Source organism: Streptomyces sp. NPDC004629 (assembly GCF_042873595.1).
Taxonomy (GTDB): Bacteria; Actinomycetota; Actinomycetes; order Streptomycetales; family Streptomycetaceae; genus Streptomyces.
The window spans coordinates 108667-127229 of record NZ_JBIALO010000019.1; the positions used below are offsets into that span (position 1 = coordinate 108667).

Annotated in this window: 17 protein-coding genes; 8 read left to right on the top strand and 9 right to left on the bottom strand. The window is 70.7% G+C overall.

Annotated features, from left to right (window positions below):
- Nucleotides 1-238: 238 nt before the first annotated feature.
- Nucleotides 239-2515, bottom strand: coding sequence for a transglycosylase domain-containing protein (locus tag ACFYTE_RS27150; RefSeq protein ID WP_388715545.1), 2277 nt, complete (start codon nucleotides 2513-2515; stop codon nucleotides 239-241).
- Between the two features lie 440 nt (nucleotides 2516-2955).
- Here ACFYTE_RS27150 and wblA point away from each other — a divergent pair, with 440 nt between their 5' ends.
- A complete protein-coding gene (wblA, locus tag ACFYTE_RS27155) occupies nucleotides 2956-3294 on the top strand; it encodes a transcriptional regulator WblA (protein ID WP_388715710.1) in 339 nt (112 codons plus the stop codon).
- Nucleotides 3295-3332: 38 nt separating this feature from the next.
- Here wblA and ACFYTE_RS27160 read toward each other — a convergent pair whose 3' ends face one another.
- Both ACFYTE_RS27160 and ACFYTE_RS27165 read right to left on the bottom strand, forming a co-directional pair.
- The gene (locus tag ACFYTE_RS27160) at nucleotides 3333-4712 is read right to left on the bottom strand and encodes an ArsA family ATPase (protein WP_388715548.1); all 1380 of its coding nucleotides are present in this window, start codon (nucleotides 4710-4712) and stop codon (nucleotides 3333-3335) included.
- On the bottom strand, nucleotides 4709-5686 hold the full coding sequence (locus ACFYTE_RS27165) for an ArsA-related P-loop ATPase (protein WP_388715550.1): 978 nt from the start codon (nucleotides 5684-5686) through the stop codon (nucleotides 4709-4711). Before ACFYTE_RS27165 ends, ACFYTE_RS27160 begins: the two co-directional genes overlap by 4 nt.
- Nucleotides 5687-5757: 71 nt before the next feature.
- Between ACFYTE_RS27165 and ACFYTE_RS27170 the strand changes: the two genes are divergently transcribed.
- From ACFYTE_RS27170 to ACFYTE_RS27185, 4 genes are read left to right on the top strand one after another with little or no spacing between them, the layout of a single operon-like run.
- Nucleotides 5758-5913, top strand: coding sequence for a DUF4177 domain-containing protein (locus tag ACFYTE_RS27170; RefSeq protein WP_100202903.1), 156 nt, complete (start codon nucleotides 5758-5760; stop codon nucleotides 5911-5913).
- Nucleotides 5913-6377: a RidA family protein gene (locus tag ACFYTE_RS27175; protein ID WP_388715553.1), complete on the top strand. Its 465-nt coding sequence runs from the start codon at nucleotides 5913-5915 to the stop codon at nucleotides 6375-6377. Before ACFYTE_RS27170 ends, ACFYTE_RS27175 begins: the two co-directional genes overlap by 1 nt.
- 56 nt (nucleotides 6378-6433) lie before the next feature.
- Nucleotides 6434-7321, top strand: a complete 888-nt coding sequence (locus tag ACFYTE_RS27180; RefSeq protein ID WP_388715555.1) for an NUDIX hydrolase — start codon at nucleotides 6434-6436, stop codon at nucleotides 7319-7321.
- Nucleotides 7318-8148 carry an MBL fold metallo-hydrolase gene (locus tag ACFYTE_RS27185; RefSeq protein WP_388715558.1) on the top strand — a complete coding sequence of 277 codons (831 nt, stop codon included), beginning with the start codon at nucleotides 7318-7320 and terminating at the stop codon, nucleotides 8146-8148. The genes ACFYTE_RS27180 and ACFYTE_RS27185 overlap by 4 nt, the downstream gene beginning before the upstream one ends.
- A 715-nt stretch (nucleotides 8149-8863) precedes the next feature.
- On the opposite strand, the gene ACFYTE_RS27190 is transcribed toward ACFYTE_RS27185, so the two are convergent.
- Nucleotides 8864-9538 carry a Crp/Fnr family transcriptional regulator gene (locus ACFYTE_RS27190; protein WP_014674022.1) on the bottom strand — a complete coding sequence of 225 codons (675 nt, stop codon included), beginning with the start codon at nucleotides 9536-9538 and terminating at the stop codon, nucleotides 8864-8866.
- 311 nt (nucleotides 9539-9849) lie between these two features.
- Between ACFYTE_RS27190 and nth the strand changes: the two genes are divergently transcribed.
- The 3 genes from nth to ACFYTE_RS27205 all read left to right on the top strand — a co-directional run bounded on the left by nth (nucleotide 9850) and on the right by ACFYTE_RS27205 (nucleotide 13087).
- Nucleotides 9850-10896, top strand: a complete 1047-nt coding sequence (gene nth, locus ACFYTE_RS27195) for an endonuclease III (protein ID WP_388715560.1) — start codon at nucleotides 9850-9852, stop codon at nucleotides 10894-10896.
- Between the two features lie 202 nt (nucleotides 10897-11098).
- Nucleotides 11099-11791 carry an NUDIX hydrolase gene (locus ACFYTE_RS27200; protein ID WP_388715563.1) on the top strand — a complete coding sequence of 231 codons (693 nt, stop codon included), beginning with the start codon at nucleotides 11099-11101 and terminating at the stop codon, nucleotides 11789-11791.
- Between the two features lie 96 nt (nucleotides 11792-11887).
- Nucleotides 11888-13087 carry a MarP family serine protease gene (locus ACFYTE_RS27205; RefSeq protein ID WP_388715566.1) on the top strand — a complete coding sequence of 400 codons (1200 nt, stop codon included), beginning with the start codon at nucleotides 11888-11890 and terminating at the stop codon, nucleotides 13085-13087.
- 18 nt (nucleotides 13088-13105) lie between these two features.
- Here the strand turns inward: ACFYTE_RS27205 and ACFYTE_RS27210 are convergent, their stop codons facing one another.
- The 5 genes from ACFYTE_RS27210 to acs all read right to left on the bottom strand — a co-directional run bounded on the left by ACFYTE_RS27210 (nucleotide 13106) and on the right by acs (nucleotide 18500).
- Entirely contained in the window at nucleotides 13106-13285 is a 180-nt protein-coding gene (locus ACFYTE_RS27210; protein WP_388715569.1) for a hypothetical protein, read from the bottom strand.
- A gap of 127 nt (nucleotides 13286-13412) precedes the next feature.
- A complete protein-coding gene (locus ACFYTE_RS27215) occupies nucleotides 13413-14336 on the bottom strand; it encodes an alpha/beta fold hydrolase (RefSeq protein ID WP_388715572.1) in 924 nt (307 codons plus the stop codon).
- Nucleotides 14333-14821 carry a phage holin family protein gene (locus ACFYTE_RS27220; RefSeq protein WP_388715575.1) on the bottom strand — a complete coding sequence of 163 codons (489 nt, stop codon included), beginning with the start codon at nucleotides 14819-14821 and terminating at the stop codon, nucleotides 14333-14335. Before ACFYTE_RS27220 ends, ACFYTE_RS27215 begins: the two co-directional genes overlap by 4 nt.
- A 90-nt stretch (nucleotides 14822-14911) precedes the next feature.
- Entirely contained in the window at nucleotides 14912-16348 is a 1437-nt protein-coding gene (nhaA, locus tag ACFYTE_RS27225) for a Na+/H+ antiporter NhaA (protein WP_388715578.1), read from the bottom strand.
- Between the two features lie 196 nt (nucleotides 16349-16544).
- Entirely contained in the window at nucleotides 16545-18500 is a 1956-nt protein-coding gene (gene acs / locus ACFYTE_RS27230) for an acetate--CoA ligase (protein ID WP_388715581.1), read from the bottom strand.
- Nucleotides 18501-18563 lie beyond the last annotated feature (63 nt).

Here is an 18563-nt window from a genome sequence, read left to right on the forward strand (position 1 = left end):
CTCCGCCCGAGGCGCCCGCGCCGGAAGTCCCTGCGCGAGGCGTCCCGAGCCACTGGTCCCCAGCCGAGGCGCCCCGAACCACCGGCCCTCAGCCGAGGCGCCCGTGCCGCCAGTCCCTGCGCGAAGCGCCAGGAGCCACCGGCCCCCGACCGAGGCGCCCCGAACCACCGGCCCCCAGTTGAAGCGCAGCCACTGGCCCCGGCCGATCCGCCGTCCCTCCGCCCGGTGCGCCCCGGGGTTAAGGCCGCTGCCCGCCGTCGCGCCCTCCGTTGCCCTGGCCCTGGATGAAGTTGCCCGGGAAGGAGAGGGTGGGTGCCGGGTTGGGGCTGCCGTTCGCGCCGCCGTCCGTCAGGCCGCCGATGACGCCGCCGTTGTCCCCGCCGCGGTTGTCGCCGTTGCCGTTTCCGTCGCCCCGGTCCCTGCCGTGCCCGTTGCCGTCCCCGCCGTCGTCCGGGATGTCGACGAGGTTGAAGGACTGGACTGGCTTGCCCTGCAGGGCGCCGGACATGGCGTCCTTCCAGATCGGACCGGGGACCTCACCGCCGTAGACGAGCGGGCGGTAGACGCCGCCGATGGTGATGTTCCTCATCTTCACGTTCTGCTTGGGGCCGCCGACCCAGACCGCGCCGGACATGTTCGGCGTGTAGCCGGCGAACCAGGCGTTCTTGCGCTCGTCCGTGGTGCCCGTCTTGCCGGCGCTCTCGCGGTCGGTGAGGCCGGCCTGCTGGCCGGTGCCCGAGTCGACCACGCCGCGCAGCAGGGTGTTGATCGTGTCGGCGGTCTGCTCGCTCATCGCGCGCGAGCACGTCGACTTCGGCACCTCAAGGGACTTCCGCTTGTTGCCGACCTTCTGGGTGATCGACTCGATGGCGACCGGCGTGCAGTACATGCCGCGCGAGGCGAAGGCGGCGTACGCGCTCGCCATGGTCAGCGGGGACAGGCCCACCGCGCCGAGTGCGATGGCGGGCTCCTGGGGCAGCTTGTCGCCGTTGCCCTGCACCACGTGCAGCGCGTCTGCCATCTTCATCACCGGGCACAGCCCGATGTCGGCGATCATCTGGACGAAGTAGGTGTTGACCGACTTGGCCATCGCCTCCTTCATCCGGTACGGGCCGACCTCCGACTTGTTCTCGTTCTCGGCGGTCGTGTGGTCGGCGTTGACGTAGGGCTGGCTGTCGCAGCGCTGGACCGGGCTCGGGTACTCCATCTTGTACGGCGACGCGTACTCCTGCGTCGGGGGCTTGCCGCCCTCGACCGCCGCCGCGGCCACGAACGGCTTGAAGGTCGAACCGGTCGGGAAGCCGAAGTTGGAGCCGCCCATGTCGCGGTTGACCGAGTAGTTGTACTCGGTCTCGTCCTTCGCGTAGCCGTACGGCTTCGACTGGCCCATGGCGAGGATCTTGCCGGTGCCGGGCTCGACCAGGGTGGCGGCTGCGGCGACCGAGTCCGACTTGTTGATGTGGTCCTTGAGCGAGGCCTGGACCGAGTCCTGGGCCTGCTGGTCCAGGGTGGTACGGATCGTCAGGCCGCCGCGGTTCCAGACTTTCGCGCGGGCCTCCTTGGTCTTGCCGAAGACCGGGTCGCTGAGGAAGACGTTCTCGACGTACTTGCAGAAGAAACTGGCGCCCTTGGCCGCGGTGATGCAGCCGTTCTTCGGCTGGCTGACGTTCAGGCCGAGCGGGGCCTGCTTGGCCTTGTCGGCCTCCTGCTGGGAGACGTCGCCGACCTCGGCCATGCGCTGGAGGACCACGTTGCGCCGCTTGGTGGCCTCGGCCTCGTCGTTGACCGGGTCGTAGCGGCTGGGGGACTGCACGATGCCCGCGAGGAGCGCCGATTCCTGGAGGCTGAGGTCCTTGGCGTGCTTGGAGAAGTAGCGCTGGGCGGCTGCCTCGACGCCGTAGGCCTGCTGTCCGAAGAACGTGATGTTCAGGTAGTTCTCCAGGATCTTCTTCTTGCCGAGCTTCTCCTCGATCTGGATCGCGTACTTCAGCTCGCGGATCTTGCGGCCCACTGTCTGCTGGGTGGCCTCGGCGACCTTGGTCGGGTCGTCGCCGGCCTCCTCGATGAAGTAGTTCTTCACCAGCTGCTGGGTGAGCGTGGAGGCGCCCTGGGCGACCCCGCCGCTCTGCGCGTTCTTGTTCAGGGCGCGCAGCACGCCCTTCAGGTCGACCGCGCCGTGCTGGTAGAAGCGCGAGTCCTCGATCGCGACGATCGCCTTCTGCATGTACGGCGAGATGTCCTTGAGTTCCACCACCGTGCGGTCCCGGGAGTAGACCGAGGCGATCTGCTGACCCTGGCTGTCCAGGATCGTGGTCCGCTGGCTGAGCTGGGGGCTCTTCAGGTTGGCCGGGATCTCGTCGAATCCCTGCACCGAGCCCTTGGCCGCGAGGCCGAGCGCGCCCGCCGCGGGCAGCGCGATGCCGGCCATGACGGCTCCTGCGAGGACACTGACACCGAGGAACTTGGCGGCCTGTTGCGTTGGCGACAGACCACCGCCCGAGCGCTTCTTTGGCATAGGGGCAGCCTACGTTCTCATTCGCCGGACACGCGTATATGCCTTGGCCTAAGCTGCTCTCAACTGTCACAGCAGCGCGGTCACCTATCAATACGTCCGGCGACCCCGAATCGTTCCGGATCTTCTCGGCTTTCTCCGACGGGTTCCTCCGTCGGGCATGTCGAGGCGTGTTGGAGGCGTGTCCGAATCCGCCTCGTGTATCACTTGGCGTCCGTTGTGACGCACCATAACTGTCCCGCTTTGCCGGGATGATCACGCATGTCACCAGCTCACTCCCGCGGGTGATCTGCCGCTTACCCATAGTCCGTTCGGGCCATTCAAGATTGGGCCCGAAGGGGGTGTTGCGCTGTGCCCGCCTTCCGTAACGTCCTCAACTGGCGGCGGTGAATATGCCGCTGCCGCCGTGGGGGAGCCTCGATTCGGGAGAGGACGGCGCCGGTATGGGCTGGGTTACCGACTGGAGTGCGCAGGCTGCCTGCCGCACTACCGATCCGGATGAACTGTTCGTTCAGGGAGCAGCGCAGAACAGAGCCAAGGCGGTGTGTACCGGATGTCCGGTACGCACCGAATGCCTGGCCGATGCGCTGGACAATCGTGTCGAATTCGGTGTGTGGGGAGGCATGACGGAGCGCGAGCGCCGCGCACTGCTGCGCAGGCGGCCCACCGTGACCTCCTGGCGCAGGCTCCTGGAGACCGCGCGTTCGGAGTACGAACGCGGAGCCGGGATCGTGCCCCTCGACGATGACGAGGTGTACGAGAACTACGCGGCGGTCAGCTGAGAGGCCGTCCTCTCTCATGCGTGAGAGGGCGTCCCCTCTCACGCATCGGTACGCGTTTCGGGCAGCTCCGGCCGTTTGGCCGCGAGCCGGTCGCCGATGTCCCGCAGCCCCGCGAGGTCGTGCACGTCACCGGGGAGCGCGGCCACTTCCACCACGGCCACCTCGGGGTGGCGCGCGGTGAAGCGGTCACGTGTGCGCTGCTCGCGGCAGAGCAGTTGCATACGGTCGGCGTGCAGCCTCAGCAGGCCTGCGGTCAGCTGGTCGACGTCCGGGTCCGTGCCCGGGGAGCGGGGCTCGGATGCGGAGGAAGCAGCGGGGGACTCTGAAGTGTCATACGGCTCGGGAGAGTTACGAAGTCCAGCTTTCCCGTCCCTCTGATCCACAATGCCGGGCTCCTCAAGATTTTCCGCGGCGGCGAGCGCCCGTTCGGCCGACAGCCGGTCGGCGCCGCTGCCGTGGACGCGGTTGAGCACCAGACCGACGAGCGGCATGTCCTCGGCGGCCAGCCGCTCCACGAAGTAGGCGGCCTCGCGCAGTGCGTCCCGCTCCGGGGCCGCCACCACCAAGAACGCCGTGCCGGGTGCCTGGAGCAGCTTGTACGTGGCGTCCGCGCGGGTGCGGAAGCCACCGAAGGTGGTGTCCATCGCGGCCACGAACGTCTGTACGTCCTTCAGCAGCTGACCGCCCAACAGCTTGCCCAGGGTGCCGGTCATCATCGACATCCCGGCGTTCAGGAACTTCATCCCCGCCCAGCCGCCCAGCTTCGCCGGCGCCGTCAGCAGCCGGATCAGCCGCCCGTCCAGGAAGGAACCGAGCCTCTTGGGCGCGTCCAGGAAGTCCAGCGCGGAGCGGGACGGCGGGGTGTCGACGACGATGAGGTCCCACTCGTCCTTCGCCCGCAGCTGGCCCAGCTTCTCCATCGCCATGTACTCCTGCGTGCCCGCGAAGCCCGCCGAGAGCGACTGGTAGAAGGGATTGGCCAGGATCGCGGCGGCCCGCTCCGGATCCGCGTGCGCCTCGACGACCTCGTCGAAGGTGCGTTTCATGTCGAGCATCATGGCGTGCAGCTCCCCGCCCGCCCTTCGTCCGCCACCGTCCCCGGCCGGATCGCCGCCCGATGCCCCTCCTCGGTCCTCGGTGCCCTTCACCCGGCGCGGCACGTTGTCCAGCGAGTCGATGCCCATCGACTGGGCCAGCCGCCGCGCCGGGTCGATGGTGAGCACGACCACCTTCCGGCCGCGCTCGGCGGCCCGCAGCCCCAGGGCCGCCGCGGTCGTGGTCTTGCCGACCCCGCCCGAACCGCAGCACACCACGATCCGGGTCTCGGGATCGTCGAGCAGCGGATCGATGTCGAGCACGCGCGCGGGGGAGAGACGATGGCGGGCGCTGTCCTGTGCGTGGGCCGGGTCCGGACTCATGTCATCCCCTGTTCGCGCAGCTCGGTGGCGAGTTCGTACAGGCCCGCGAGGTCCATGCCCTCGGCGAGCAGCGGCAGTTCGTGCAGCGGCAGCTCCAGCTCGCCCAGGACCGCGCGCTGCTCCTGCTCCAGCGCGTACCGCTCGGCGTACTCCGCGGCCTGCTCAAGGAGCGGGTTCACCAGCCGCTCGGCGTTCCCGCCGCGCCGCGCCCCGCCCAGCCCGGCGGCCGACAGCGAACGGGCGACGGCGGTGCGCGGCACGGTGCGTACGAGGTCGAGGCCGGCCGCGTCCAGTACCTCCGGCCGCACCATGTTCACGATGATCCGGCCCACCGGCAGCCGGGCGGCCCGCAGTTCGGCGAAGCCGTCCGCGGTCTCCTGGACCGGCATCTCCTCCAGGAGGGTGACCAGGTGCACGGCGGTCTCGGGGGACTTCAGCACCCGCATCACGGCTTGCGCCTGATTGTGTATCGGGCCGATCTTCGCCAGGCCCGCGACCTCGTCGTTGACGTTCAGGAAGCGGGTGATGCGTCCCGTCGGCGGCGCGTCCATGACGACGTAGTCGTACACGAACCGGCCGTGCCTGTCCTTGCGGCGTACCGCCTCGCACGCCTTGCCGGTCAGCAGGACGTCCCTGAGGCCCGGGGCGATGGTGGTGGCGAAGTCGATGGCGCCGAGCTTCTTCAGGGCGCGGCCCGCACTGCCCAGCTTGTAGAACATCTGGAGGTAGTCCAGAAGAGCCAGTTCGGGATCGATGGCGAGGGCGTACACCTCGCCGCCCCCGGGAGCGACGGCGATCTTCCGCTCCTCGTAGGGCAGCGCCTCCGTCTCGAAGAGCTGTGCGATGCCCTGCCTGCCCTCGACCTCCACGAGAAGCGTTCGCTTCCCCGCGGTGGCGAGGGCCAGCGCGAGAGCCGCGGCGACCGTGGTCTTTCCGGTCCCGCCCTTGCCGCTGACGACCTGGAGCCTGCTCACATCTTCGAGCCTAACCAGTCCGCCGTCGGGCTACGCGGGAGGCTGTGGATAACAGCGGATACAGTCGCCGCATGACCAAGTGGGAATACGCAACCGTGCCGCTGCTCGTGCACGCCACGAAGCAGATTCTGGATACCTGGGGCGAGGACGGCTGGGAGCTCGTCCAGGTCGTGCCCGGGCCGAACCCCGAGCAGTTGGTGGCCTACCTGAAGCGGGAGAAGCAGTGATGGGCGCCGTCGAGACGAGGCTCGCCGAACTCGGTCTGACCCTGCCGGAGGTCGTGCCCCCGCTGGCCGCCTACCAGCCGGCCGTACAGACCGGCGTGTACGTCTACACCTCCGGCCAGCTGCCGATGGTGGAGGGCAAGCTGCCGGTCACCGGCAAGGTGGGCGCCGAGGTCACCGCCGAGGAGGCCAAGGACCTGGCCCGCACCTGCGCGCTCAACGCCCTGGCCGCCGTCAAGTCCGTCACGGGCGACCTGGACCGCATCGCGCGCGTGGTGAAGGTCGTCGGTTTTGTGGCCTCGGCCGCCGACTTCACGGGCCAGCCCGGTGTCATCAACGGCGCCAGCGAACTGTTCGCCGAGGTCCTGGGCGAGAAGGGCGTGCACGCGCGCAGCGCGGTCGGCGTCGCCGTGCTGCCGCTGGATTCCCCGGTGGAGGTGGAGGTCCAGGTCGAGCTGGTGCCGTGAGGCCCCGGCCCCGGGCACCTCTCGAACATTCGCTCACATCGGGATAGCCTCCGCCCATGGCGAACGGGCAGTGGTACCCACGGGAGTGGCCGGACCGCATCCGCGCGCTCTCGGAAGGCACCCTCACACCGGTGCCTGCCAGGCGCGCGGCCACGGTGCTGCTCCTGAAGGACACCCCGCACGGCCCTGCCGTCCACATGCTGCGCAGACGCGCCTCCATGGCCTTCGCCGGAGGCGCGTACGCGTATCCCGGCGGCGGCGTCGACCCCCGCGACGACGACCACCAGGTCCGCTGGGCGGGCCCCACGCGCGCGTGGTGGGCCGAGCGGCTGGGCGTCGACGAGACGGGGGCGCAGGCGATCGTCTGCGCTGCCGTACGGGAGACGTACGAGGAGGCGGGCGTGCTGCTGGCCGGGCCGACGGCCGCGTCGGTGGCCGGCGACACCACCGGCGAGGACTGGGAGGCGGACCGGGCGGCCCTGGTCGCCCGCGAGCTGTCCTTCGCCGAGTTCCTGGACCGCCGCGGACTGGTGCTGCGCTCCGACCTGCTGGCCGCCTGGACCCGCTGGATCACCCCGGAGTTCGAGTCCCGCCGCTACGACACCTGGTTCTTCGTTGCCGTGCTCCCGACGGGCCAGCGCACCCGCAACGCCTCCACGGAGGCCGACCGCACGGTGTGGATCCGGCCCGCCGAGGCCGCGGCCGGGTACGACAGGGGCGAGCTGCTGATGATGCCGCCCACCATCGCGACCCTGCGGCAGCTGTCGTCGTACGCGACCGCGGCCGAGGCGCTGGCCGCCGCGCCCGCGCGCGACATGACGCCCGTGCTGGCCCGCGCGCGCGTGGTCGACGGCGGGATCGTGCTGGCCTGGCCGGGCCACGACGAGTTCACCAAGCACATCCCGACCGCACCGACCGCCCCCACCGGTGGAGGCCCCGCATGACGGACGCAGCAGCCCTGCCCGGCCAGCCCCGGGGCAAGGTCCTCTCGGGCCCAGCCACCGCGCGGGCCGTCAACGTGCTCGCGCCCAACGCCTCCGCCATGACCCTGGACGGCACCAACACCTGGATCGTCTCGGAGCCCGACTCCGACCTGGCCGTGGTCATCGACCCGGGCCCCCTGGACGACGACCACCTCCGCACGGTCGTGGACACGGCCGAGAAGGCGGGCAGACGCGTCGCGCTGACCCTGCTCACGCACGGCCATCCCGACCACGCGGAGGGGGCCGCCCGGTTCGCCGAACTGACCCGCACCAAGGTGCGCGCGCTGGACCCGGCGCTACGGCTCGGCGACGAGGGGCTGGGCGCGGGAGACGTGATCACCACCGGCGGCCTGGAGCTGCGGGTCGTACCCACCCCGGGCCACACCGCGGACTCGCTGTGCTTCCATCTCCCGGCCGACCGGGCGGTGCTGACCGGGGACACCGTCCTCGGCCGCGGCACGACGGTCGTGGCGCACCCCGACGGCCGCCTGGGCGACTATCTGGACTCCCTGCGACGGCTGAGGTCCCTCACGGTCGACGACGGCGTCCACACCGTGCTGCCGGGCCACGGCCCGGTCCTGGAGGACGCCCAGGGCGCCGTCGAGTTCTACCTCGCCCACCGCGCCCACCGGCTCGCCCAGATCGAGACGGCCGTCGAGGACGGCTACCGCACCCCGGCCGAGGTCGTGGCCCACGTCTACGCCGACGTGGACCGCTCTCTGTGGCCGGCGGCGGAACTGTCGGTACGGGCCCAGCTGGAATACCTCGGCGAGCACGGACTGATCTAGCGGGGACGGACGCCGGCGTCGGGCGAGGTGCCGAGCGGGGCGTCGAGGTGCGCGGGCGCGGGGCGTCGAGATGCGCGGGCGCCGGGGGGTCGAGCTGCGCGGGCGCAGGGCCGGGCTAATCCGCTCGTCGCCAGGGCGGGGCCGACGTGCATCCGCCGGCCGGGCAGGGCCGGCCGGGCCCGGGATGTTGCGGCCCGTGGTTTTCCACGCCCTGCACGCGCGCGTACTCCCGCGCGCCACGGTCCGAGGTCGTCGAGGTACGCCGCGGGAAGAAGGGGCCGCCGACCGTTTCCCAGCCGTACTCGACCGTCGTCAGCAGCTGCCGCGCCCGCGGTCCGCTCGCGCCGGTGAAGGCAGTGGCGTGCCCATCCCGTCGGTCCGTGGGAACCCGTGTCGAGCGTCGCCCGAGTGATCGGGCGGTCTCGCGGCGCGTCCTGAACGTCTGGGCAGGTGGGCGAGGGCGGGCTGCAACGGCGAGGCGGACATCGCGCCGCACGCGCGCGTAGAGGCGGAGAGTAAGGGCGCCCCGGAACCCCCGCCCCCGCCCCCGCAGCTCGCGCCCCACGCGCGCGTAGAGGCGGATATTGCGCCCCACGGACGTGTACACGGCCGACACGCGCGCGTGGAGGCCGCCGCACGCCCTCGGGGCGAGGCCAGTACCCGGGATCGTCCCGGCGTCGGCCTCGCCTTCATCGGGGCGGGCTGCCTCGGAGGGTCAGCGGGAACGCTTGGCGAGCCGCTCGACGTCCAGCAGGATCACGGCCCGCGCCTCCAGGCGGAGCCACCCGCGCTGGGCGAAGTCGGCGAGCGCCTTGTTCACGGTCTCGCGGGACGCGCCGACCAACTGGGCCAGCTCCTCCTGCGTGAGGTCGTGGACGACGTGGATGCCCTCCTCGGACTGCACGCCGAAACGGCGGGAGAGGTCCAGCAGGGCGCGCGCCACACGACCGGGCACGTCGGAGAAGACGAGGTCCGACATGGCGTCGTTGGTCTTGCGCAGGCGGCGGGCGACGGCGCGCAGCAGGGCGCCGGCCACCTCCGGACGCGCGTTCAGCCAGGGCTGGAGGTCGCCGTGGCCGAGACCGAGCAGCTTTACCTCGGTCAGTGCGGTCGCGGTCGCCGTACGCGGGCCCGGGTCGAACAGTGACAGCTCGCCGATCAGCTCACCGGGACCGACGACGGCCAGCATGTTCTCGCGGCCGTCGGGGGAGGTGCGGTGCAGCTTGACCTTGCCCTCGGTGACCACGTACAGCCGGTCGCCCGGGTCGCCCTCGTGGAAGAGGGAGTCGCCGCGCGCCAGGGTCACCTCACTCATGGAGGCGCGCAGCTCCGCGGCCTGCTCGTCGTCAAGAGCCGCGAAGAGCGGGTTGCGCCGCAGAACGTCGTCCACGAGTTCTCTCCTTGTCGACCTGCTCAAGGGATCTTGCTCCCCCGGTGTACCAGGGGACCGTGTTCCCCATCTTGCCGGACGGTCCAAACAGTGTGATCTGTCACAAGGATGCCGCACAGGTGTCCCGAGGTAAGCGGCAGGGGGCCAATCGGGGGCTGATCCCGGGGGTCCGGGGCGGATGTCGGTGCCGGGGCTTAGGCTGGCCGGGTGTCCAAATCGCCGGTAGAGCACAGGCCGAGGGGGCTGGGCGGGTGGTTGTACGTCGCGATTCCGCTGTGGGCGAACAGGACCCGGGCGGTGGTAGTAAAAAGGTGAAATCGGTAGAAAAGGTACCGGCGAAGAAGGCGGCCCCGGCGCCCGCGAACGAGGCGGACGCCGCGAAGAAGGCGGCCCCGGCGAAGAAGGCGGCACCCGTGAAGTCGACGGCCGTCAAGAAGGCGGCAGAGAGAGCAGCCGCCACGAAGCCGGCCGTCGCCAAGAAGGCACCCGCCAAGAGGGCACCCGCCAAGAAGGTGGCCGCCAAGAAGGTGGCCGCCGCCGGAGCGGCTGGTGCCGAGAAGGCCGCCGTCGCGAAGCCCCCGAAGAACGAGTCGCGTGCCGCGCTCGTCCGCCGGGCCCGCCGGATCAACCGCGAACTCGCCGAGGTGTACCCGTACGCCCACCCCGAGCTGGACTTCGAGAACCCCTTCCAGCTGCTGATCGCCACGGTCCTGTCCGCCCAGACCACCGACCTCAGGGTCAACCAGACGACCCCGACGCTCTTCGCCAAGTACCCCTCGCCCGAGGATCTGGCCGCCGCCAACCCGGAGGAGGTCGAGGAGATCTTGAGGCCGTGCGGCTTCTTCCGGGCGAAGACGAAGTCGGTCATAGGGCTGTCCAAGGCGCTGACCGAGCAGTCCGGCGGCGAGGTCCCCGGCCGCCTGGAAGACCTCGTGAAGCTGCCCGGCGTCGGCCGCAAGACCGCCTTCGTGGTCCTCGGCAACGCCTTCGGCCGCCCCGGGATCACCGTGGACACCCACTTCCAGCGGCTGGTGCGGCGCTGGCAGTGGACCGAGGAGACGGACCCCAACAAGATCGAGGCGGCCGTCGGCGCGCTGTTCCCGAAGAACGAGTGGACGGACCTCTCGCACCACGTCATCTGGCACGGCCGCCGCATCTGCCACGCCCGCAAGCCAGCCTGCGGCGCCTGCCCCATCGCCCCGCTCTGCCCGGCGTACGGCGAGGGCGAGACCGACCCGGAGAAGGCCAAGAAGCTGCTGAAGTACGAGAAGGGCGGCTTCCCCGGCCAGCGGCTCAAGCCGCCGCAGGCCTACCTCGACGCGGGCGGCAGGCCGGCGCCGCCACTGGGGGCCGGGTGACGGCCCGGTCAACCTGGCTTGACCGGCCGGAACGATCCAGGGCCCGCAGGGCGTTGGACTCGGCAGAACGGGGGTGGTCATGACGCACACCAGCGGGACGCACACCGGCGGTCCGCCTTCAAGCAATGCGGATTCGGGCACTGCGCGTACGAGCATCGCGCGCGCGAACGGGACGCATGCCGACGCTGCGCACGCGAAGAGCATGCACCCGCTCAGCACGCGGACCGGACCGGTGACGCTCAGCAAGGAGGGGCTCCCCGGCTGGCTTGACCCGGTGGTGCACGCCGTGGAGACGGTCGAGCCGCTGCAACTCAGCCGCTTTCTGCCACCGGAGAACGGGACGGGGCGGCAGTCGGCCGTGCTGATCCTGTTCGGCGAGGGCGCGCGCGGCCCCGAGCTGCTTCTCATGGAGCGCGCGGGCTCCCTGCGCTCGCACGCCGGCCAGCCCGCCTTCCCCGGCGGCGCCCTCGACCCCGAGGACGGCGACCCGACGGCCGACGGGCCGCTGCGGGCCGCTCTCCGCGAGGCCGAGGAGGAGACCGGGCTCGACCCCTGCGGGGTCCAGCTCTTCGGCGTGCTGCCCAAGCTGTACATCCCGGTCAGCGGCTTCGTCGTGACGCCGGTCCTCGGCTGGTGGCGTGAGCCCAGCCCGGTCGGCGTCGTCGATCCGAACGAGACCGCGCGGGTCTTCACCGTCCCCGTGGCGGATCTCACGGACCCGGCCAACAGAGCCACCGCCGTCCACCCCCGCGGCCACCGAGGTCCGGCATTCCTGGTCGAATCGGCACTGGTGTGGGGCTTCACTGCAGGGATCATCGACCGCCTGCTGCACTACGCGGGCTGGGAGCGCCCATGGGACGGAGACAGGCAGGTCCCGCTCGACTGGCGGTCATGACAGGGTGGCGTCCGTGCTGTGTTTTCCCGGGGGGCTCCCCTCGGCACTCCGGCCGGGCCGGTCGGACCGGAGCGTGACGAGGCGAGGCCTGAACAAGTGAATGTGCTGGACATCCTGCTGCTGATCGCTGCCGTGTGGTTCGCGATCGTGGGCTACCGCCAGGGCTTCGTCGTCGGCATCCTGTCGGTGATCGGCTTCCTCGGCGGCGGGCTCGTCGCGGTCTATGCGCTGCCGGTGATCTGGGACGCCCTCACCGACAACGCGGAGGTCAACACAACCGCCGCCGTCGTCGCGGTGGTCGTCGTCATCGTCTGCGCCTCCGTCGGGCAGGCACTGACCACCCACCTCGGCAACAAGCTGCGCCGGCACATCACGTGGTCACCGGCCCGCGCCCTGGACGCGACGGGCGGCGTGCTCGTCAACGTCGTGGCGATGCTGCTGGTCGCCTGGCTGATCGGTTCGGCCCTCGCCGGTACGACACTGCCGACCCTGGGCAAGGAGGTCCGCGGCTCCAAGGTGCTGCTCGGGGTCTCCCGGGCGCTGCCCGCGCAGGCCGACACCTGGTTCGCGGACTTCTCCTCGGTCCTCGCGCAGAACGGCTTCCCGCAGGTCTTCAGCCCGTTCTCGAACGAGCCGATCACCGACGTCCAGCCGCCCGACCCGGCGCTGGCGGGCAGCGCCGTGGCCACCCGCGCCCAGAACTCCATCGTGAAGGTCATGGGCACCGCCCAGAAGTGCGGCAAGGTCCTGGAGGGCACCGGCTTCGTCTTCGCCGACCGCCGCATCATGACCAACGCGCATGTGGTCGGCGGCGTGGACGAGCCCACCGTGCAGATAGGCGGGGTCGGCCGCAGGTATGACGCGAAGGTCGTCCTCTACGACTGGCGGCGCGACATCGCCGTACTCGACGTACCGGACCTCAGGGCGCCCGCCCTGCGGTTCACGTCCCAGGACGCGGCGAGCGGCGACAGCGCGATCGTCGCGGGGTTCCCGGAGAACGGGGCGTACGACGTCCGTGCCGCGCGCGTGCGCGGCCGCATCACGGCCAACGGCCCGGACATCTACCACCGCGGCACCGTCCGCCGCGACGTCTACTCCCTGTACGCGACCGTCCGCCAGGGCAACTCCGGTGGCCCGCTGCTCACGCCCGACGGCAAGGTGTACGGCGTGGTGTTCGCGAAGTCCCTCGACGACGCCGAGACCGGGTACGCGCTCACGGCCGACGAGATCCAGCAGGACATCGTCCGAGGACGTACGGCGAACGAGCAGGTGGGGACCGACAGCTGCGCCCTGTAGGGCGGCCCGGCGGGGTGCTCAGTCGCGGGCGTGGCGCAGGCGTACCGAGACCCAGCGGGCCCGGCGGCGCAGGATGCGCGGGATTCCCACGCGCAGGTCCGTGTCCGGCGCCTGTGGCGTGCCCGGCCGATGGGAATTCAGGCCACTGGCGGAGCGGCGGTTGCGGGGTGCGTCACTGTAGTCGTGCGTCCAGCCCATACCGGGACCTCTGCCCCTGCCCCAAGGTCGATAACCGCGCCGAGGCCCCTCAATTGGCCTATGCGCCGGGCATGTGGCCGTTCGTACGACAGATGTTCCCGTCCGGATACCGGGCGCATCGGCGCGGTCACCGATCGGGTTCGGGGTCTTTCAGCCAGTTGACGAGTTCGGAGGAGAAGGCGTCCGGGTCCTCCTCGTGGGGGAAGTGCCCCAGCCCGTCGAACAGCCGCCAGCGGTAGGGCGCTTCGACGTACTCGCCCGAGCCGGCCGCGCTGCGCGTGCGCATCACGGGATCCAGGGAGCCGTGCAGATGCAGCGTGGGCACGCGCACCGGCCGCTTCATGCGGCGGTTGAACTGGATGCCGTCCGGGCGGACCAGCGACCGCACCATCCAGCGGTACGGCTCGATCGCGCAGTGCGCGGTCGAGGGGATGCACATCGCGCGCTGATACGTCTCCACCGTGTGCTCGTCCGGCAGCTTGGGCCCGGACCAGTCGTGGACGAGCCGGCCCACGAGCGCACCGTCGTCGGCGGTGAGCTGCCGCTCGGGCACCCACGGCCGCTGGAAGCCCCAGATGTAGGAGCCGGCGACCGTCTGCCTGGCGTCCCGCAGCATCGCGGCGCGCCAGCGTCGCGGGTGCGGCATCGAGACGACCGCGAGGCGCCGGACGAGCTTGGGGCGCATCGCGGCGGCCGTCCACGCCAGATAGCCGCCGAGATCATGGCCGACCAGCGCGGCGTCCGGCTCGCCCAGGGAGCGGATCACCCCGGTGACGTCGAGGGCGAGGTTGGCGGGATCGTATCCGCGCGGGGTGCGGTCGCTGCCGCCCACACCCCGCAGATCCATGGCCACGGCCCGGAAGCCCGCGTCGGCGAGCGCGACCAGTTGCCGCCGCCAGGTCCACCAGAACTGCGGGAAGCCGTGCAGCAGCAGCACCAGCGGGCCGTCGCCCAGCTCCGCCATGTGGAAGCGGGCGCCGTTGGCGGCGACGTCCCGGTGTGTCCAGGGACCTTCGATCCGTACGGCCGAGGGAGCGGCGGGATCCGTCATGACGACGAGCGTGCCACAGCCTCGATGGCTTCGGGCACACGATCCTGCGGCAGCTCCGGACGCGGGTGCGGCTTGGCGTTCTGCAGGACGCCCGCCGACTCCTTCACCGACGCGGCCACCTTCTGCGGTCCCTTGCCCTTCTTGGCCTTCTGCGCGAAGTACAGGCCCATCAGTCCGAGGACCGCGGTGACCAGGACGTTCGCCGCGAAGGACAGCAGGAAGCAGACGGCGAGGTTCCAGCCACTCCAGGTCCGAATGCCGTAGGCGAGGGCGAAGTTGAGCATCGGCAGGGAGAACAGCAGGATCAGGCCGGCCACCGTGAAGGCGCCGCCGCTCACCGCGCCCCGCTTGACGTCCTGCCTCAGCTGGGCCTTGGCCAGCGCGATCTCGTCGTGCACCAGTGCCGACATCTCGCTGGTCGCCGAGGCGACCAGCTGGCCGATGCTCCGTTCGGCGCCGACCGGGCTGCCGTCGGGTGCGCTCATCGCGGTCTCCCTCTTCTGCGTACGCCGCGCGTACGGTTCCGTCTTCTGCCTGACTGCGTACGGTCCCGTAATTTGTACCGTCTCGTCAGATCATGCCGGACGGTCGTTCTCCTCGCCTGCCCCGCCCGGCACTTCGGCAAGCCCATCGCGTGCGTCGGCCTTCGCCTGGGCCAGTCGACGGTGTGCGGCGGCCTTGCGCTCGTAGATGTCCGCCATGCGCAGGTGGTAGGCCGGATCGTCCTCCTCGTAGACGTCCGGGATGCCGTCGCTGTCGTCGTCCCGTTCCTCCTCCTCGCACAGGCGGCGGTACTTGGCGTTGCGTACCTTCAGCAGGACCGTCGCGCACAGGGCCGCGAGGAGCGAGCCGGTCAGTACGGCCGCCTTGACCTCGTCGGTCAGCACCGCATCGCCGACGAAGGCGAGTTCGCCGATCAGCAGCGACACGGTGAAGCCGATGCCGGCGAGGGTCGCGAGCGCGAACACGTCGGCCCAGGCGAGGTCGTCGCTGAGCGAGGCCCGGGTGAAGCGGGCCGTGAGCCAGGTGCCGCCGAAGATGCCGACCGTCTTGCCGATGAACAGGCCGAGCACGACGCCGAGGGTCTCCGGCTGTGTGAACACATCCCCGAGCGCCCGCGCGGAGATGGACACGCCGGCGCTGAACAGCGCGAACAGCGGCACGGCGAGCCCTGCCGACAGCGGGCGCACCAGGTGCTCGATCCGCTCGCCGGGCGAGCGGTCTTCACCCTTGTGGGTGGTGCAGCGGATCATCAGGCCCATCGCCACGCCGGCGATGGTGGCGTGGATGCCGCTGTTGTACATCAGCGCCCAGATGACGACCGCGAGCGGCACGTACACGTACCAGCCGCGCACGCCCTTGCGCAGCAGCATCCAGAAGACGACGAGACCGGCCACGGCGCCGCCGAGCGCGGCGAAGTCGAGCCGGTTCGTGAAGAAGACGGCGATGATCAGGATCGCGAACAGGTCGTCCACGACGGCGAGCGTCAGCAGGAAGGCGCGCAGGGCGCTCGGCAGGGAGGTGCCGATGACCGCGAGCACGGCCAGCGCGAAGGCGATGTCGGTGGCGGTCGGCACGGCCCAGCCGTCGGTGGAGCCGCCGCCGACGAGATTGGTCAGGGTGTAGACGAGGGCCGGTACGGCCATCCCGCACAGGGCCGCCACGACCGGGAGGACGGCGGCCTTCGGATCACGCAGATCGCCGGCGACCAGCTCGCGCTTCAGCTCGATCCCGGCGACGAAGAAGAAGACGGCCAGCAGTCCGTCGGCTGCCCAGTGCTCGATGGAGAGGTTCAGGCCGAGGGCGGCGGGGCCCAGGTGGACGTGGCCGACGCTCTCGTAGCTGTGCCCGAACGCGGGTACGTTCGCCCAGATCAGCGCGGCGACGGCGGCGACGAGCAACAGCACGCCACCGACCGTCTCGGTGCGCAGCGCGTCCGCGACGAACCTCCGCTCGGGCAGCGAGAGCCTGCCGAGAACCTTGCGAGCGGTGGTGGTGCGGGGCGCGGTCACAGCGAAGACCTCCGGTCGGTGGGCATGGCAGAGCACATGCCGACCAGACTTCCCGGCACACCTTGTGGATCTTGTTGTTCTTCGACGCTTTTCCTATTTTACCCAACGCGCCACGGGGAACCTTCGGCACGCTAAACGCACAGTTGTGCGCGGAGGGGACGCCCCGCTGTCAAGGCGTCCCCTCCGGTGGTCCTGCTCAGTCCTCGCTCGGCGCCGCCGGCAGCTTCGCCTGGATGAGATCCATGACCGTCGAGTCCGTCAGCGTGGTGACGTCACCGAGCTGGCGGTTCTCCGCGATGTCGCGCAGCAGACGGCGCATGATCTTGCCGGAGCGGGTCTTCGGCAGCTCCGCCACCGGCAGAATCCGCTTCGGCTTGGCGATGGGGCCGAGCGTGGCACCGACGTGGTTGCGCAGCTCGCCGACCAGGCCGTCGTCCTCGGACGCCGTACCCCGCAGGATCACGAAGGCGACGATCGCCTGCCCCGTCGTCTCGTCTGCCGCGCCGACGACGGCCGCCTCGGCGACCGACGGGTGCGAGACCAGCGCGGACTCGACCTCGGTCGTCGAGATGTTGTGGCCGGACACCAGCATCACGTCGTCGACGCGGCCGAGGAGCCAGATGTCCCCGTCCTCGTCCTTCTTCGCCCCGTCGCCCGCGAAGTACTTGCCCTCGAACCGCGACCAGTAGGTGTCGAGGAACCGCTGGTCGTCGCCCCAGATGGTGCGCAGCATCGACGGCCACGGCTCGGTGAGGACGAGATAGCCACCGCCGCCGTTGGGCACCTCGTTCGCCTCGTCGTCGACGACCGTGGCGGAGATGCCGGGCAGCGGCCGCTGCGCGGAGCCCGGCTTGGCCTCGGTCACACCGGGCAGCGGCGAGATCATCATCGCGCCGGTCTCGGTCTGCCACCAGGTGTCCACGACGGGGGTGCGGTCCGCGCCGATGTGCTTGCGGTACCAGATCCAGGCCTCGGGGTTGATCGGCTCACCGACCGACCCCAGCACACGCAGGCTGCCGAGATCGAACTTCGCGGGGATGTCGTCGCCCCACTTCATGAACGTGCGGATGGCGGTGGGCGCCGTGTACAGGATCGTCACCCCGTACTTCTGCACGATCTCCCAGAAGCGGCCCTGGTGCGGGGTGTCCGGCGTGCCCTCATACATGACCTGGGTCGCGCCGTTGGCCAGCGGCCCGTAGACGATGTAGGAGTGCCCGGTGACCCAGCCGACGTCCGCCGTGCACCAGTACACGTCCGTCTCCGGCTTGAGGTCGAAGACGGCGTGGTGGGTGTAGGCCACCTGGGTGAGGTAGCCGCCGGAGGTGTGCAGGATGCCCTTCGGCTTACCCGTCGTGCCGGACGTGTAGAGGATGAACAGCGGGTGCTCCGCCTCGAACGGCTCCGGCGTGTGCTCGGCGGACTGCCGCTCGACGATCTCGTGCCACCACACGTCCCGCTCGTCGTGCCAGGCGACCTCCTGGCCGGTGCGGCGCACGACCAGCACGTGCTCCACGTTGTCCACGCGCGCGATCGCTTCGTCCACGGCCGGCTTGAGCGCGGACGGCTTGCCGCGCCGCCAGCCGCCGTCGGAGGTGACGACCACCTTGGCGTCGGCGTCCTGGATGCGCGTGGCGAGCGCGTCCGCCGAGAACCCGCCGAAGACGACCGAGTGCGCGGCGCCGATACGGGCCGCGGCCAGCATCGCGATCGCCGTCTCCGGGATCATCGGCATGTAGATCGCGACCCGGTCACCGGCGCGGACCCCCAACTCCAGCAGAGCGTTCGCGGCCCTGGAGACCTCGTCCTTCAGCTCGGCGTAGGTGATCGCGCGGCTGTCGCCGGGCTCGCCCTCGAAGTGAATGGCGACCCGGTCGCCATGCCCGGCCTCGACATGCCGGTCCACGCAGTTGTACGCGACGTTGAGCCGACCGTCCTTGAACCACTTCGCGAACGGCGGGTTCGACCAGTCCAGCGTCTCCGTCGGCTCCTCGGCCCAGGTAAGTCGGCGGGCCTGCTCGGCCCAGAAGCCGAGCCTGTCAGCCTTGGCCTGTTCGTACGCCTCTGCCGTGACGTTGGCATGCGCGGCCAGGTCAGCGGGCGGCGCGAAGCGTCGCTCCTCCTTCAAGAGGTTGGCCAGGCTCTCGTTGCTCACGACATCTCCCTTTCGAAGGGTGTCCGTTGTGTCCCAGGCCACAGCTCATCAGACCCAGGGGGC